16 protein-coding genes are annotated in these 15,005 nt (G+C 72.9%); 6 read left to right on the forward strand and 10 right to left on the reverse strand.

From position 1 onward, the window contains the following. Position 1: 1 nt before the first annotated feature. The 3 genes from ispF to AB0A90_RS25540 are packed head-to-tail and all read right to left on the reverse strand — an operon-like array spanning position 2 to position 1,737. The gene (gene ispF / locus AB0A90_RS25530) at positions 2-487 is read right to left on the reverse strand and encodes a 2-C-methyl-D-erythritol 2,4-cyclodiphosphate synthase (protein ID WP_357253048.1); all 486 of its coding nucleotides are present in this window, start codon (positions 485-487) and stop codon (positions 2-4) included. A gap of 13 nt (positions 488-500) precedes the next feature. Continuing rightward, on the reverse strand, positions 501-1,196 hold the full coding sequence (gene ispD / locus AB0A90_RS25535) for a 2-C-methyl-D-erythritol 4-phosphate cytidylyltransferase (RefSeq protein WP_357252760.1): 696 nt from the start codon (positions 1,194-1,196) through the stop codon (positions 501-503). A gap of 55 nt (positions 1,197-1,251) precedes the next feature. Next, positions 1,252-1,737: a CarD family transcriptional regulator gene (locus AB0A90_RS25540; protein ID WP_007073334.1), complete on the reverse strand. Its 486-nt coding sequence runs from the start codon at positions 1,735-1,737 to the stop codon at positions 1,252-1,254. Positions 1,738-2,065: 328 nt separating this feature from the next. Between AB0A90_RS25540 and AB0A90_RS25545 the strand changes: the two genes are divergently transcribed. Then, positions 2,066-2,752: a hypothetical protein gene (locus AB0A90_RS25545; RefSeq protein WP_357252763.1), complete on the forward strand. Its 687-nt coding sequence runs from the start codon at positions 2,066-2,068 to the stop codon at positions 2,750-2,752. A 106-nt stretch (positions 2,753-2,858) separates the two neighbouring features. Here AB0A90_RS25545 and AB0A90_RS25550 read toward each other — a convergent pair whose 3' ends face one another. From AB0A90_RS25550 to AB0A90_RS25565, 4 genes are all read right to left on the reverse strand, one after another. After that, complete coding sequence (locus tag AB0A90_RS25550; protein WP_357252766.1) at positions 2,859-3,494, reverse strand: hypothetical protein; 636 nt, start codon at positions 3,492-3,494, stop codon at positions 2,859-2,861. A 32-nt stretch (positions 3,495-3,526) separates the two neighbouring features. Then, positions 3,527-4,576: a type III polyketide synthase gene (locus AB0A90_RS25555; RefSeq protein ID WP_357252768.1), complete on the reverse strand. Its 1,050-nt coding sequence runs from the start codon at positions 4,574-4,576 to the stop codon at positions 3,527-3,529. 94 nt (positions 4,577-4,670) lie between these two features. After that, positions 4,671-5,837 (reverse strand): acyl-CoA dehydrogenase family protein, encoded by a 1,167-nt coding sequence (locus tag AB0A90_RS25560; protein ID WP_357252771.1) that lies wholly within the window; start codon positions 5,835-5,837, stop codon positions 4,671-4,673. Positions 5,838-5,878: 41 nt separating this feature from the next. Further along, positions 5,879-6,643 carry a methyltransferase domain-containing protein gene (locus AB0A90_RS25565; RefSeq protein ID WP_357252774.1) on the reverse strand — a complete coding sequence of 255 codons (765 nt, stop codon included), beginning with the start codon at positions 6,641-6,643 and terminating at the stop codon, positions 5,879-5,881. Between the two features lie 45 nt (positions 6,644-6,688). Here AB0A90_RS25565 and AB0A90_RS25570 point away from each other — a divergent pair, with 45 nt between their 5' ends. The 4 genes from AB0A90_RS25570 to disA all read left to right on the forward strand — a co-directional run bounded on the left by AB0A90_RS25570 (position 6,689) and on the right by disA (position 11,327). Continuing rightward, positions 6,689-7,528 carry a UbiA family prenyltransferase gene (locus tag AB0A90_RS25570; protein ID WP_357253051.1) on the forward strand — a complete coding sequence of 280 codons (840 nt, stop codon included), beginning with the start codon at positions 6,689-6,691 and terminating at the stop codon, positions 7,526-7,528. Between the two features lie 141 nt (positions 7,529-7,669). Then, positions 7,670-8,467: a hypothetical protein gene (locus AB0A90_RS25575; protein ID WP_357252777.1), complete on the forward strand. Its 798-nt coding sequence runs from the start codon at positions 7,670-7,672 to the stop codon at positions 8,465-8,467. 85 nt (positions 8,468-8,552) lie between these two features. Continuing rightward, on the forward strand, positions 8,553-10,010 hold the full coding sequence (gene radA / locus AB0A90_RS25580; RefSeq protein WP_357252779.1) for a DNA repair protein RadA: 1,458 nt from the start codon (positions 8,553-8,555) through the stop codon (positions 10,008-10,010). 132 nt (positions 10,011-10,142) lie between these two features. Then, positions 10,143-11,327: a DNA integrity scanning diadenylate cyclase DisA gene (gene disA / locus AB0A90_RS25585; protein WP_357252782.1), complete on the forward strand. Its 1,185-nt coding sequence runs from the start codon at positions 10,143-10,145 to the stop codon at positions 11,325-11,327. Positions 11,328-11,333: 6 nt separating this feature from the next. Here disA and AB0A90_RS25590 read toward each other — a convergent pair whose 3' ends face one another. From AB0A90_RS25590 to AB0A90_RS25600, 3 genes are all read right to left on the reverse strand, one after another. Beyond that, complete coding sequence (locus AB0A90_RS25590; protein WP_357252785.1) at positions 11,334-12,065, reverse strand: hypothetical protein; 732 nt, start codon at positions 12,063-12,065, stop codon at positions 11,334-11,336. 118 nt (positions 12,066-12,183) lie between these two features. After that, positions 12,184-12,756 (reverse strand): peptide deformylase, encoded by a 573-nt coding sequence (locus tag AB0A90_RS25595; RefSeq protein ID WP_357252788.1) that lies wholly within the window; start codon positions 12,754-12,756, stop codon positions 12,184-12,186. Continuing rightward, positions 12,753-13,265 (reverse strand): ACT domain-containing protein, encoded by a 513-nt coding sequence (locus AB0A90_RS25600; RefSeq protein WP_357252791.1) that lies wholly within the window; start codon positions 13,263-13,265, stop codon positions 12,753-12,755. Before AB0A90_RS25600 ends, AB0A90_RS25595 begins: the two co-directional genes overlap by 4 nt. 96 nt (positions 13,266-13,361) lie before the next feature. Here AB0A90_RS25600 and AB0A90_RS25605 point away from each other — a divergent pair, with 96 nt between their 5' ends. Continuing rightward, positions 13,362-14,273 carry an A/G-specific adenine glycosylase gene (locus tag AB0A90_RS25605; protein ID WP_357252794.1) on the forward strand — a complete coding sequence of 304 codons (912 nt, stop codon included), beginning with the start codon at positions 13,362-13,364 and terminating at the stop codon, positions 14,271-14,273. Positions 14,274-15,005: the final 732 nt, after the last annotated feature.

Consider the following 15,005-nt stretch of genomic DNA (forward strand, 5'->3'; position numbering starts at 1 on the left):
CTTAGGCGGCCGGCGCGTCGTACACCAGGGCCACCGCGACACCGGCCAGCCCTTCCTCGCGGCCGGTGAAGCCAAGGCCGTCGGTGGTCGCGGCGGAGAGGGTGACCGGGGCACCGACGGCAGCGGACAGCACCTCCTGGGCCTCTGCCCGACGCCGGCCGATCTTGGGTCGGTTGCCGACCACCTGCACCGACACATTGCCGATCTCCAGGCCGCTGGCGCGTACCCGGCGGGCCGTCTCGGTCAGCAGCGCCACCCCGGACGCGCCGGCCCACTCCGGCTGACCCACCCCGAAGGCGGCGCCGAGGTCACCGAGGCCGGCGGCGGAGAGCAGCGCGTTGCAGGCGGCGTGCGCGACCACGTCGGCGTCCGAGTGCCCGGCGAGGCCGTCCTGGTCGGGCCAGAGCAGGCCCGCGACCCAGCAGGGCCGGCCGGGCTCGAACGCGTGCACGTCGGTGCCGATGGCGACCCGGGGAACGATCATGATCCGAGAGTACGCGTCAACCGGAGGCGGCAAGCAGGTGCTCGGCCAGCGCCAGGTCGAACGGCCTGGTGATCTTCAGGGCGTACTCGGAGCCCGGCACGCAGCTCACCACGACACCCTGCTTCTCGACCAGCCCAGCGTCGTCGGTGAGGGGATCGCAGGCCACGGCGTGCGCGGCGCTGAGCACGGCCCGGCGGAAACCCTGCGGGGTCTGCACCGCGCGCAGGGAGGAACGGTCGACGGTGCCGAGCACCACCTCGTCGGCATCCACCTCTTTGATCGTGTCGACGACCGGCAGCACCGGGATCACCGCGTCCCGCCCGTCACGAACCGCCGCCGCGACGGATTCGACGAGTTCGGGTGGGGTGAGCGCGCGGGCGGCGTCGTGCACCAGCACGATCGTCGGGCCGGTGGGCACCGCGGCCAGCGCGGCGGCCACCGATGCCTGTCGTTCCGCACCGCCGGCCACCACGATCACCGGTGCGACCGGGGCCAACAGCTCGCGGACGGCCTGCACGTCGGCGACCGGCGCGGCCACCACGATCGTGTGCACCGACGGTGCGGCGGCCAGTCGACGCACGGCATGCACCAACAGTGGCTCGCCGGCGAGCAGGCGCAGCGCCTTGGGTCGGCCGGGGCCGAGCCGTACGCCGGCACCCGCCGCAGGCACGAGGACCGCGACGTCACCGCGCGGATTGAGCTGCGCGGTCACGTCGCGGTCCTCGGTGGTTTCTTCGCTACTTGGTGGGACGACGATGCTCTGCGGACTAGGCCTCGGTGAGGACCTTGTCGAGCAGCGTCTCCGCCTCATCCTTGGTGCTCTTCTCAGCCAGCGCGACCTCACCAACGAGAATGTCGCGGGCCTTGGCCAGCATCCGCTTCTCGCCAGCGGAGAGGCCCCGCTCCCGCTCCCGGCGCCACAGGTCGCGCACGACCTCGGCGACCTTCAGCGGATTGCCGGAGGCCAGCTTTTCCAAGTTGGCCTTGTAACGCCGCGACCAGTTGGTCGGCTCCTCGGTGTGCGGAGCCCGCAGAACGTCGAAGACCTTACCGAGGCCCTCTTCGCCGACCACCTCACGGACGCCCACGATCTCGGCGTTCTCGGCCGGCACCCGGACCGTCAGGTCACCCTGCGCGACCCTCAGGACGAGGTATTGCTTAGGCTCGCCCTTGATGACCCGAGTCTCGATTGCCTCGATGAGTGCGGCCCCGTGGTGGGGGTAGACAACGGTCTCGCCGACACTGAAAACCATAGGTTCGAAACCCCTTTCGCTGTGTCTAGGGTAACACGCTCAGGCACCGATGTCTCACCGATGTCCTGACCGTTGGCGCAGCTCAGGGGCCCTGTGAGAGGTCTTGCTTCAGCTTGACAGGCGGTCAAACCAATGGTTCGAACACGCTCCGTAACGTGCGGATGACTGCCCGGCACTAGTGAACAGAACGTCGAGATCAAGGGCTATGCGCTTCTCCCATGGTATCGCGGCTGGCGGGAATGCGCCCAGGTGTAGCGGGAGGTGCCCCTGGTGCGGGACCCTGGAGACCGAGCCGCACACCGCTCTCGAGCCCCTTCCAGGAGGTCCGATGGGCAAGCCGGATGCCGAGGGTCACGGGCCAGCCGACGGCCTACCCGGCCTACCGCCCGAGTGGGGCCGCATCGTGGTCCCGGACGACGCCTCGGCGCTCGCCGACGAGGCCGCCCAGCTTCGTCGCGAGCTGCGCCGTGCCGCCGGCGACCGCCCCGGCCGCCTGGCCCTACCACTGCTGGTGCTGGTGGTCGCACTGCTCACCACGATGGCCGGCCTGCTCGCCGTCGCCTGGCCCCGCGCCAGCCGGGGCACCGACCGACCGACCCCGGCCCCGTACGCGCCTCCCGCGACCGTCGCCGGCCGGGCACTGCCCGCGCTGGACCTGGTCGACGCCGCCCAGGCGCCGGTGCCGCTGCGCGGCCTGCTGCCCGCCATGATCATCCTGGTGGACGGCTGCCCCTGCCCCGAGCGGATCGACGAGGCCGCGGCGGCGGCGCCCCCGGGGATCGCGGTGATCACCGTGGCCGGAGGGCGGAGGGTCGCGACCTCGCCATCGGCGAGCACGGGCGTCCGGGCACTCGCCGACCCCGCTGGCGGACTGCGGTCGTTCCTGGGCCAACCGGTCCACCCCGGCACCCTGACCGCACTGCTGGTCGACCGCACCGGCACGGTGACCCGGGTGCTGCCCGAACTGGGGACTGTCGACTCCTACCGCAACGACCTGAGCGCCCTCGCCGGCTGACCCCACGAGGGCCGGTGACCCCGCCGGGCCAGGTGGTTCGACACCGGCCCAGGGTCTGTTCAAAGTCCTCGGTCGAGCCGAGGCGGGCCAGGGGCTTTGAACAGCCCTAGCGGGGCAGGCCGACGAGTTGCGCCTCGATATCGATCTCGCGCACCCCGCCGGTCGACAGCGACACCCGGAACGGCCTGCCGTCCGAGAGCACCTCGGCGCTGGTGATCACGCCATCGCAGTCGATCTCGGACGGCCCGGCCGACTCGGCCTCGAAGACCGTCACCGACAGGGTGCCCGGCCTGGTGCACCGGTACTGCAGCAGGTAGCGGGAGTCGCCGCCGCCCGCCTGCCGGACGATGCGCTGCCTCGGCACGAGCACCGTCCGCTCCTGCCAGATCGTCTCGCGGAACGCGGGCAGCTCGCCCTGGAAGAAGAGCCAGCTCGGATCACCCTCGATGTCGATGATCTCACCGCTGGCCGGGTCGAGTACCGCCCGCGGGGCATCCACCGCCCGGACGACCGCCCCCGTCTCTCCATCAACCCGCGCGGTCGCCCCAATACCCCGGACCAGGGCGCGCTCCAACGGCGTGCTGACGCTGGGCCCCGCGACAGGCGTCGCCGCCGTCCCGGGCGGCCGAGCCACCGGAGCGGGCGCGGCGGAGCGCCACCACCAGCCACCGGCGACCAGGAGGGCCGCCGTCGCGCCGAACAGCACCGCCGAGCGCAGCCGCCCCTCCGCCGTCGCATCCATCCATCGAGCGTAACGCCGCCAGGGGCGGATTTTTACTCCTGTCGATCGAGCAGGGCGGCGTACAGGGTGAGGCCGGGGCCGAACGCGAGCATGACGATGCGTCGAGCCGCCGGCGTGGAACGGCCCAACCGGTCCAGGATCAGCAACACGGTCGGCGACGAGCAGTTGCCGTGCTCGTCGAGCGTCGCCCAGGACGCCGCCAACCCCTCCGGAGGGAGGGCCAGCTCCCGTTCCACCACGTTGAGGATCCGCGGCCCACCCGGGTGCACGGCCCAACCGTCCACGTCGGAACTGGTGACGCCGTGCCGGGCCAACAGGTCGTCGACCAACCCGCGTACGTGCCTCGACAGCACCTGCGGCACCTTCGGCGACAACCCCATCCGGAAGCCGGCATCGGTGACGTCCCAGGTCATGTGATCGGCGGTCGAGGTGTCGGTGACCGAGGTGACCTCGCGTAACGCGTACCCCGGACCACCCGGCACGACCACGGCGGCGACCGCGGCGTCCGAGAAGAGCGCGTGCGAGACGATCTGCTGGGTGTCCACCCTGGCACTGGACGGCTGGATGTGCAGGCTGGTCAGCTCTGCGCAGAGCAGCAGCGCCGGCCGCCCCCGCGCGGTGACGAAGTCACTCGCCGCGCCGAGCCCCGGCAGCGCCGCGTAACAGCCCATGTGGCCGATGAACATCCGCTGGGTGTCCGCCGCCATACCGAGGTCCCGGGCGAGCAGGATGTCCAGCCCGGGGGTGGCGTAGCCCGTGCAGGAGCAGACGATGAACATGCCGATGTCGCCGGCGTCCAACCCGGCGGCGGTCAACGCGCGACCCACCGCCTCCTTGCCCAGCGGCAGCGCCTCCACCTGGTAGCGGCGCATCCGGCGCTCGGTCGGCCAGTCCGACACGTCCTCCAACAGCGGGTTGACCGCGGCCTGACGCCGGGTCACCCCGGAGTTCGCGAAGATCCGCTGGGCCAACGACCGGGTGGTGCCGGTGAAGTGCCGGGAGAAGAAGCCCTCCCACAACTCGTCCTGCGAAGCGGACGGCGGCTGCGCAGTCCCGAGCCCCGCGATCACTGGTACGGACACGATCCCCACCTCTCGTCGGATGCTGTCCTCCCCCTGGCCGTCCCACCAGCCGCCTCGGCTGGCCCATCTTCCGTGCCGAACCCGCGGAGCCGCCTCACCAACGCGGTGCCGATCCGTCGCGGTCCGGGTCGCCGCCCAGAGCGGCGATGCCCAGCCAGTCGGCGCAGACGTCCGACGTGGCCGGGTGCAGCGAGCCGCAGCGGGCGTCGCGGTAGAGCCGCTCCAACGGATGACCACGTCGGGTCGCCGAGGTGCCCGCGGCCTCCAACACCGACGCCGCCACCTCCGCGGCCGTGGTGCCGGCGAGCAGCTTCGCCCGCCACACCCAGCGGTTGGTCTCCTCGTCGCCCGGCGCGTCGTCCACCCGACGGGCCGCCTCGGCGACCACCAGCTGCGCGGCGGCGGTCGTGGCGTCCGCCCGCCCCAGCCGGGCCCGCACCGCCGGCAGGCCGGCCAGGTTGCGGGCGTTCAGGTGCTCGGCCGCCGCGTCGATCGCCGCCCGGGCCACCCCCACGTAGACGGCCGCGTAACTGGCCACCAGCCAGTGCGGCATCAACTGGGCGACCACGAGCGCCAACCCCTCCACGCCGCCGAGCAGTCGGTCCGTGGGCACCGTCACATCCAGGTGCAGGTCGTGCGAGGAGGTGGCGCGCATGCCGAGCGAATCCCAGGTCGGCTCCACGGTCAACCCGTCACCGGCCGGCACCAGGAACTGCGAGACCACCGACTGGTCGGCCGCGCTGCGTGCCGCCACCAGGTAGCCGTCGGCGTGACCGGCGCCGGAACAGAACGTCTTGCTGCCCTTGAGATGCCAACCCTCGTCGGTCTCCTCGTACGCCGTGGTGAGCTGGGACAGCCGGGCACCGGCGCCGCGCTCGCTCATCGCGACCGCGTACCAGGAGCCCTGGGCGGCGGCGGTGAGCAGGCGGTCCCGAGCTGCCAACGCCTCGTCCGGCACGCCCAACGCCTCGGCCAGCTCCTCGGTGACCGCGCCCAGGGCACCGGTCACCGAGGCGTGCATGTTGAACACCAGGGCCGTCGCGCCGTTGCCTCGGGCAAGCTCGGTGGCCACCGCGGCGTACTCGGCGAAGCTGGCCCCCATGCCTCCCAGCGCCCGGGGCACCATCAACCCGAAAAGGCCAGCCTCCCGCAGGTCACGGAAGTCCTCGATGGGGAAGGAACCGTCCCGGTCGTGCTCCGCCGCGCGCGCGGCGAACCGCGGCGCCAACCGGCGGGCCGCCTCAAACGCCTGCACCGTCATATCGTCTCCTCCTCGGCGTCCCATACCCCGCCACGGCCGGACTATCCTTTGCGGACCCCCCGGCCCTGGTAGAGCACGGCGGTGGACCGGGTCGGCACGATGCGCGGCGCGCGGACGGTGGACGTCGCACCGGTCGCGCGGGCCCGGCGCAGCAACCAGGCAAGCATGCCCCCGACCTGCGGACGGATGCCGCGCACTCGCAGGTCCACGCCGTGCCGAGCGCACTCGGCCACCAGGGCCCGCGCGTCCACGAACAACCGTGGATCGTGGATTCCGCGCGGCACCGTCGGCAACCGCTCGGCGATCCGTACCGCGACGAGCCGGGCCAGGGCCGTGTCGTTCAGGGTGTCCAGGACCAGCAGGCCACCCGGACGCAGCAGGCGGCACGCCTCGGCAACCACCCGCGGCCAGGCCGGCACATGCTCCAGCAACTCGCCCGCGGAGACCACGTCGGCGCATCCGTCCGGAAGCGGGACCGCTGTCGCATCACCCTGCACAACGCGCACCCCGTGCTCGGCTGCCTGGAGCAACGCCGAGCGGGTCAGATCCACACCGACGTGGCGGTAGCCCTTGCCGGCCAGGTGCGGCGCGAGCAGACCGGCACCGCAACCCAGGTCCACCAGCAGCTCGTCGGGACGGGTCGCCGGTGGCACCAGCGCCGCGCGGGCCGCGGCCAGCCAGTGCAGCATCGCAAACGCGCCATCCGGCCGCCACCACTCGGCGGCCAGGTCGTCGTACTGGCGCGGGTCGTTTCGCGGCAGCACCCGGGGGCCGGTGGACGCCGCGGACGCAGCCACGTCTCGCATGGCACGAGCGTGGCACGACTGCTCGGTAACGACCAGACTTCCCTTATGTCGTCGAGGGTGTTAGGGCTGGTCAGAGCGAGCCATCCGGAACCGGCCGCAGCGGTCACCGCGGTTTCCGGCCTACTGGCCTGGGGAGTGGGTCATCGACCGTCCGGAATCGTCTCGGTGGTGCTCGCCGTGCTGGCCAGCCAGCTCGCCGTGGGCTGGACCAACGACGCGCTGGACGCCGAGCGGGACGCCACGGTGGGGCGTACCGACAAACCTGTCGCCGCCGGCGCGGTCGGCCGGCGCACCACGGCCTGGGCTGCGGCGGCGGCCGCGGTGGCCTGTCCGCTGCTGGCGCTGACCACGAACCCGACGGCGGCGTTCTGGTTGACCGTGGCCCTCGTCTCGGCGCTGCTCTACGACTGGCCGCTGAAGGCCACCGCCTTCTCGGTGGTGCCGTACGCCGTCTCCTTCGGCGCGCTGCCCGCCTTCGTGGTGCTCGCGCTGCCCGGTCAGCCGACCCCACCCGCCTGGCTGCTCGTCGCGGCGGCCTGCCTGGGGGCCGGCGCGCACTTCGCCAACGTGCTGCCCGACCTGGCCGACGACGCCCGGACCGGGGTGCGCGGCCTGCCGCACCGGCTGGGCTCCGCCGGGAGTCGGGCGGCGGCGGCCGGTCTGCTCCTCGCGGCGACCGCGACCCTGGTCCTCGGACCACCCGGGCCGCCGTCGGCCCTCGGGCTGGCCGCGGTCGGCACGGCCGCCGTGGTGCCGGCACTGAGCTGGTACGCCGGACGCTCGGCGGTCCGGGCCGGCCGGCGGCCGGTGGCGGCCTTCCGCGCCGTCATGCTGGTGGCCCTGATCGACGTGGTCCTGCTGGTGGCGAGCGGTCGGGTGGTGTGAGCGCCACCCGGCCAGGTGGCATTGCCGGGTCCGCGTGCGGGCCTCGATCAGCCCCAACTACCCTGGAGCGCGGTCTGCGCGGGTATGGCCACCGTGCCCGGGCGTGCGGCCCGGGTGGGGATTGTGACGAGGAGGACCGACGTGACGCGCTCGATCAGGGGATCCCGGCGGGCGGCCCTGTTGCTGTCCGGGATTGCGGCAACCGGCCTGCTGGCGTCCGGATGCGGCACCGGTCAGATCGCCGAGACCGCGTTGAAGGAGCCGTCGGTCCAGGGCGTCAACCTCACCACCAACAACGGATCCTTCTCCGTGCGTGGTCTGCTGGTGGAGTACCCGGGCACCGAGGGCTACCGGGCCGGCCAGGACGCTCCGCTGAGCGCCGTGATCTACAACGACTCGAAGCAGACGGTCACCGTCACCGTCACCGCCGAGAGCGCCCGCGAGGTGCGCATCGGCGGCGGCTCGACCAGCGCGTCCGCCTCGGCCAGCGCGTCTCCGTCGGGCAGCGCGTCTCCGTCGGGCAGCGCGTCTCCGTCGGGCTCGCAGAGCCCGTCGACCTCCACGTCCCGCTCGGCCAGCCCGTCGGCGACCCCGTCCGAGACCGGCTCGTCCTCGGCCACGCCGTCCGCTCCGGAGTCGGCGCGGGCGTCGGGCTCGGCCAGTCCGGCCGCCCCCGGCCAGTTGGCCCGGATCGAGCTGGCTCCGCTCAGCTACATCCAGCTCAACTCCGAGGCCACCTCGCAGCTCCGGCTGATCGGCCTGACCGAGGCGCTGCGCTCCGGCCAGAACGTCTCGGTGACCTTCGACTTCGGCAACGGCAACACGGTGACCGGCCAGGCGCCGATCGCGGTGCCGCTCACCCCTGCGGCGCGTCCCTCGCCGCTCATCGAGCGCGAGGGCGGCTACGAGGGCAACGAGGGCGGCACGACCCACGAGTGACCCGACCTCCGAATCGACGGACGCCCCGGCGTGGTGACCACCACGCCGGGGTGTTTTCGTCGTACGAGAGGGCTAGCGTCCTGATGTGACCACCTCCCGATCGACTCCTTCGCGTAGCGGCACGGCCGGTGCCGCGCGTGGGCGGTCCGCCGCCCGCGAGCCGCGCCCGGCGTACGAGTGCGACGCCTGTGGGCACCAGCCGCCCAAGTGGGTGGGGCGCTGCCCGGAGTGCGGCGAGTGGGGCGCGGTGGTCGAGAGCACGACGACCGGCCCAACCGTGGCCGGTCGGGTGGTCAGCTCCCGGATGCCGGCCGAGCCGGCCCGGCCGATCGCCACCATCAGCGCCGCCCCGGCCCGGGCCGTGCCCACCGGGGTGAGCGAGCTCGACCGGGTGCTCGGCGGCGGTCTGGTGCCCGGCGCCGTGGTGCTGCTCGCCGGCGAGCCCGGCGTCGGCAAGTCGACACTGCTGCTGGACGTGGCCCAGCAGTGGGCAGCCGGTGCCGGCAGCCCTTCGCTTGTCGTCAGCGGGGAAGAGTCGGTCAGTCAGGTGCGCTTGCGTGCCGAACGGATGGGCACCCTGCACGACCAGCTCTACCTCGCGGCGGAGAGCGACCTGGGGTCGGTGCTCGGCCACCTCGACGCGGTCAAGCCGGGCCTGCTGGTGCTCGACTCGGTGCAGACCATCTCGACCACCGGCACCGAGGGGGTGCCCGGTGGGGTCACCCAGGTACGCGCGGTCACCGCCGCGCTGGTCTCGGTCGCCAAGGAGCGGGGCATCGCCACCGTGCTGGTCGGGCACGTCACCAAGGACGGCCAGGTGGCCGGGCCTCGGGTGCTGGAGCACCTGGTCGACGTGGTGTTGCACTTCGAGGGCGACAAGCACTCCTCGCTGCGCCTGGTGCGCGGTGTGAAGAACCGGTTCGGCGCGGCCGACGAGGTCGGCTGCTTCGAGATGCACGAGGGCGGCATCAGCAGCCTGGCGGACCCGTCCGGGCTGTTCCTGACCCGATACGCGGAACCGGTCCCGGGCACCTGCGTCACGGTGGCCATGGAGGGGCGGCGCGCCCTGGTCACCGAGGTGCAGGCGCTGATCGGCGCGACGGTGGCCGGCTCTCCCCGGCGTACCGTCTCCGGCCTCGACTCGGCGCGACTGGCGATGGTGCTCGCGGTGCTTCAGCGACGCACCGAGCGGCTGACCCTGCACGACCGGGAGGTCTTCGCCGCCACGGTCGGCGGCATCCGGGTGGTGGAGCCGGCCGCGGACCTCGCGGTCGCGTTGGCGGTCGCCTCCGGCGGGCTCAACCTGGCCATCGCACCGCACCTGGTGGCGATCGGCGAGGTGGGTCTGACCGGCGAGGTGCGCCGGGTCGGGGCGGTGCCCCGCCGGTTGGCCGAGGCGGCCCGGCTGGGGTTCAAGGTGGCCCTCGTGCCGCCCGGTTGCGGCCCGACCAGCACCGGCGCCGGCCCCCAGCAGATGCGGGTGACCGAGGTCACGGACGTCCGCTCGGCGCTGCACCATGCGGCCCGCGCGTCCGCCGAGTGACCCAGCGTGCCGACGGAGACGGCAAAACCGGACAGCACGCCGCAAGCGGGAAACGGGTTGGAAGGGCCGCATCGTGACACATCACAGTAACCACGACAGCACCCACCGCACGGCAGTCCGTAGACTGTGTCCGTGCCGATCGACCGCGATACCACCAAGCCAGCCGGCGCGCCGCCCCAGGCCCGCACCGGCGCCGTGGGCTCGCCCGCCCGCCCGATCAGCGTGAGCGTGACCGCGGGAGCCACCGGGAGTGCCGGCGATCCACTGCGCGCCAACCTCGCCCTGATGGCCCCGGGCACCGCCCTGCGCGACGGTTTGGAGCGCATCCTGCGTGGCCGCACGGGCGCGCTCATCGTGCTCGGCTACGACAAGGTCGTCGAGGGCCTGTGCACCGGCGGTTTCCCGCTGGACGTGGAGTTCTCCGCGACGCGGGTCCGCGAGCTGTGCAAGATGGACGGCGCCGTCGTGCTCTCCAGCGACGGCACCAGGATCGTCCGGGCCGCCGTGCACCTGATGCCCGACCCGTCCATCCCGACCGAGGAGTCCGGCACCCGGCACCGCACCGCCGAGCGGGTGGCCCGGCAGACCGGCTATCCGGTCATTTCGGTCAGCCAGTCCATGCGGATCATCAGCCTCTACGTCAACGGCCAACGGCACGTGCTCGACGACTCGGCGGCGATCCTCTCCCGGGCCAACCAGGCGCTCGCCACCCTGGAGCGCTACAAGCTCCGGCTGGACGAGGTCTCCGGCACGCTCTCCGCCCTGGAGATCGAGGATCTCGTCACCGTACGGGACGCGGTGGCCGTGGTGCAGCGCCTGGAGATGGTCCGCCGGATCGCCGACGAGATCGCCGGTTACGTGGTCGAGCTGGGCACCGACGGCCGTCTGCTGGCCCTGCAGCTCGACGAGCTGATGGCCGGCGTGGACGCCGATCGGACGCTTGTCATCCGGGACTACCTCCCGGTCGGCCGCAAGTCGCGCACCCTCGACGAGGCACTTGTCGAGCTGGACCTGCTCGGTGCCACCGAGTTGATCGACCTGGTGTCGGTGGCCAAGGCGATCGGCTACCCGGCCGCGTCGGACGCGCTGGACGCGGCGGTCAGCCCGCGCGGCTTCCGACTGCTGGCCAAGGTGCCGAGGCTGCCGGTGACGGTGGTCGACCGCCTGGTGGTGCACTTCGGCAGCCTGCAACGGCTGCTGGGCGCGACCGTGGAGGACCTGCAGGCCGTCGAGGGGGTCGGTGACGCCCGGGCGCGCGGTGTCCGTGAAGGGCTGTCCCGGCTCGCCGAGGCGTCGATCCTGGAGCGGTACGTCTGATCCGGCTCAGCCGGTCACGGTGAGCTTCACCGGTGCGCTGAGCTTCGTGCCGACCCGGGCGAACACCTCGTACGTGCCGAGCGGCGGGAACGGCCCGGCGGCCAACCCACTGCCGTCACACCGGCTGGTGTCCCGCCCGTTCCACACCACCTGGTAGGAGCGCTCGAAGTTCGGGGTGAAGGACTGCACGTCCGAGCCCTGGACCTTGCCGCAGGTGTCCGAGGACCAGACCTTCTCGGCACCGGACTTGATGAAGATCTCTTGCAGGTCGGCGCCGACGTTGCGGCTGCACGTCCGGTCCGACGTGTTTTTGATCTTGAGTTGCAGGTCGGCCACCGCTCCGCGCTGGACCGAGGTGGGACTCGCCATCGAGACCACGCGGATCTCCGCATCGGTGCAGGTGCCGTCGTCCACCGAATTGGCCACCGTGCCCGGCGGAGGGTCGTTGCTGGTGATCGCGGGGCTCGGGGTCGTCGCGTCCGGGGTCGTCGCGCCCGCATCGCCGGAGGCGGACGGCGGCGGAGCGCCGGTCTGTGGCGTCAGCACCGGCGCGCCCGGACCAGCCGCCCCGGTGGGCGTGGCCGTCGGCGACCCCGCAGCCTTCGTGTCGCGGTCGGAACGATCCGAGCCGGTGCAGGAGTAGAGCAGGACAATCAGGAAGAGAAGCCCCGCTCCGAGTACGACGACGCGACGCCGCCAGTACACGGCGGGTGGCAGGGGGCCGACCGTCAGACGCATGATGCCCCCCACCGTAGCCGCGCTGCGCCCGCCAGTGTGGCGCGACGCGCCGGAGCCCCGTCGGGACGGGGGCACGACCCTCCACTCTGGATGGACACCCCGATCGTCCGGCACCCGCTCAGAGGTAGACCTTGCGCTGATAGACGGCGTGCGCACCAGCCACCCGATCCAGAAAAAGCAGCCCCGAGCAGTGGTCGATCTCGTGCTGCAACGCCCGCGCCTCGAAGCCGTCGGTCACCAACCGGACCGGCTCCCCGCTGCCCGGCAGGTCACCCTCGACCACCAGCCGGCTGGCCCGCTTCACGTCACCGGTCAGATCCGGCACCGACATGCAACCCTCCCGGCCCGGCTTCCACCGGGTCGCCTCCACCACACGGGCGTTGCACAACACGAAGGTCCCGTGCACCGTCACCGCCTTCGGGTGCCCGGTCACGTCGACGGCGAAGACACGAGCACCCACCCCGACCTGCGGGGCGGCCAACCCGACACAACCCGGCGAAACCCGCATCGTCGCCACCAGGTCGGCCGCGAGCTGGACTGTCTCGTCCGCCGTCGGATCGACCTCTCCGGCGGCCCGACTCAGCACCGGATGCGGGGCGGACAACACCGCCCGCAGCACACCCGACGCGACCAGCGCCTCCGGCGTCCAGCCACCCAGACCGGCGTACGGCACGCTCTCCGCGCCGCTCACAACAGATCCGGGTCCGCCGGCCGGAGCGTGACCTCCACGCCCAGGTCAGCAGCCGTCCGGTGCAGCCGGTCCACAAGCGCGTCGGCCACGCCCGCCGGCAACTCGACCTCGGCCAGCACCACGTAGAGCGCACCCGCCAACCGGGTGCTCAGGTCGGTGACATTCCCGCCCGCGTCGACAAGCACCCGGGTCATCGCCGCGACGATGCCCATCCGATCCGAACCGTGCACCGCCAGCACGTACGGCTCACCCACCGCGGGCACCTCACCGTCCGGGGTGACCGCGCGTACCGTCGCCAGTAGTTGACCCTCGGCGGCCAGCGGCGCCAGCGCGGCCTCAACCTCGGCGGCGGCCGGCCCGGTGCAGATCAGGGTCATCGCGAAATGCCCCCGCAGCCGGGTCATCGTGCTGTCGGTGAGGTTCGCGCCCAGTCGAGCCAACACCTCGGCTACGTCGGCCACGATGCCCGGCCGGTCCCGACCGATGACGGTGATCGCGAGCTCGTTCATCCGCGCATTCTCTCCGATCCGGGGCGCGCCGCCGGGACACCCCGCCCGAGCCGCCCAACCAGCGGGACCCCGGCGCGTGACATCATCGACGTCGCCATGACTCAGCCCGATTTCGCCACCCTGGTCAGCCGATGGTTCCAGCAACACGCCCGCGACCTCCCCTGGCGTGCGCCGGACACCAGCCCGTGGGCCATCCTGGTCAGCGAGGTCATGCTTCAACAGACACCCGTGGTCCGGGTGGTGCCGGCCTGGCAGGCATGGCTGGCCCGCTGGCCGGACCCGGCAGCGTTGGCGGCGGACAGCCCCGCCGAGGCGATCCGGATGTGGGGACGCCTCGGCTACCCCCGTCGGGCGATTCGGCTGCGAGAATGCGCGGTGGCGATCGTCGACCGGCACGGCGGCCAGGTCCCGGACCGCCTGGAGCAACTGCTGGCCCTGCCGGGAGTCGGGACGTACACGGCACGGGCGGTGGCCGCATTCGCGTACGGGCAGCGGCACCCGGTGGTCGACACCAACGTGCGACGGGTGGTCTGCCGGGCGGTAGCCGGCGAGCCGGACGCCGGGCCGGTCACCCGGCCAGCCGACCTGGTCGCCACCGAAGAGCTACTCCCGACGGAACCGGCCGCGGCGGCGCTGGCCAGCGCCGCGTTCATGGAACTGGGCGCGGTCATCTGCACCGCCCGGTCGCCGCGCTGCACGGCCTGCCCGGTCGAGTCGATCTGCGCGTGGCGGGCTTCCGGCCGGGAGGCCCCAACAGGTCCAACCCGCCGACCCCAGCGGTACGCGGGCACCGACCGACAGGTACGCGGCCTGCTGCTCGGGGTGCTCCGGGACGCCACCGGTCCGGTGCCGCACGAACGGCTGGACCAGGTCTGGACCGACGACGTGCAGCGCGCCCGAGCCCTGGCCGGCCTGGTGCAGGACGGGCTCGTCGAACCGGCCGACACCGATTCCTTCCGCCTCGCCGGCGACGGCCCGTCCTTCCCCACCGCCGACCTCACCAGCTGACTCACCGGCCTCCGCTGGGAGGGTGCCACCGAGACGGCCCCCGCTGGGGAAGGTCCTCCTGGGGAGGCCGCGCCTGGGCGCCTTCGCTGCGGCCTCCGCTGGGGCGGCCCCGCCTGGGGCGGTCTCCGCCTGGGGCGGCCTCCGCCTGGGGCGGCCTCCGCCTGGGGCGGCCTCCGCCTGGGGCGGCCTCCGCCTGGGGCGGCCTCCGCCTGGGGCGGGTTCCGTCCAGCCCAGCCGACCAACCACGCACATCTGGCGGACGGCCCTCGAGCACCCCAAGATCGTGCTCGATCCCGGATGTAGTGGTGTCGTCGCGCGCCGGATACCCCTAAATCCTGGATGTTGCGTGATCTTGCGGCTGGGTGCTCCGCCGGGAGGCCACGCCCCAACCCGACCTCGACACTCCGCCCCGCGCTCCGGGCCCGTCCCTTCTCTCACCCGCAACATCAGGGAAAGTGCTGCCTCCGGACCCGCTGAGCAGCACTTTCCCTGATGTTGCGTGGATCTTGCCTGAGATGGCACGGCTAGTGCGACGGGCGCGGCACGCGCGCGGGCAGGCACAGGCGCAGGCAGGCACAGGCGCGGCCCGGCACAGCCACGGGCACGGGCGCGCGCAGCCACGGGCGCCGCACGGGCGCAGGCAGGCACGGGCGCAGGCGGGCACGGGCTGGGCGGGCACGGGCTGGGCGGACACGGGCGCGGGCGCGACACAGGCGCGGGCGCGACACAGGC

This window comes from Micromonospora sp. NPDC049204 (assembly GCF_040647935.1).
Lineage (GTDB): Bacteria > Actinomycetota > Actinomycetes > Mycobacteriales > Micromonosporaceae > Micromonospora.

Coding starts and splice junctions, on each gene's coding strand:
- AB0A90_RS25600 (WP_357252791.1), bottom strand. CDS start 13,265: ATGAACGAGCTCGCGATCACCGTCATCGGTCGGGACCGGCCGGGCATC.
- AB0A90_RS25590 (WP_357252785.1), bottom strand. CDS start 12,065: ATGCGTCTGACGGTCGGCCCCCTGCCACCCGCCGTGTACTGGCGGCGT.
- AB0A90_RS25545 (WP_357252763.1), top strand. CDS start 2,066: ATGGGCAAGCCGGATGCCGAGGGTCACGGGCCAGCCGACGGCCTACCC.
- AB0A90_RS25605 (WP_357252794.1), top strand. CDS start 13,362: ATGACTCAGCCCGATTTCGCCACCCTGGTCAGCCGATGGTTCCAGCAA.
- AB0A90_RS25565 (WP_357252774.1), bottom strand. CDS start 6,643: ATGCGAGACGTGGCTGCGTCCGCGGCGTCCACCGGCCCCCGGGTGCTG.
- AB0A90_RS25540 (WP_007073334.1), bottom strand. CDS start 1,737: ATGGTTTTCAGTGTCGGCGAGACCGTTGTCTACCCCCACCACGGGGCC.
- AB0A90_RS25560 (WP_357252771.1), bottom strand. CDS start 5,837: ATGACGGTGCAGGCGTTTGAGGCGGCCCGCCGGTTGGCGCCGCGGTTC.
- AB0A90_RS25550 (WP_357252766.1), bottom strand. CDS start 3,494: ATGGATGCGACGGCGGAGGGGCGGCTGCGCTCGGCGGTGCTGTTCGGC.
- AB0A90_RS25570 (WP_357253051.1), top strand. CDS start 6,689: ATGTCGTCGAGGGTGTTAGGGCTGGTCAGAGCGAGCCATCCGGAACCG.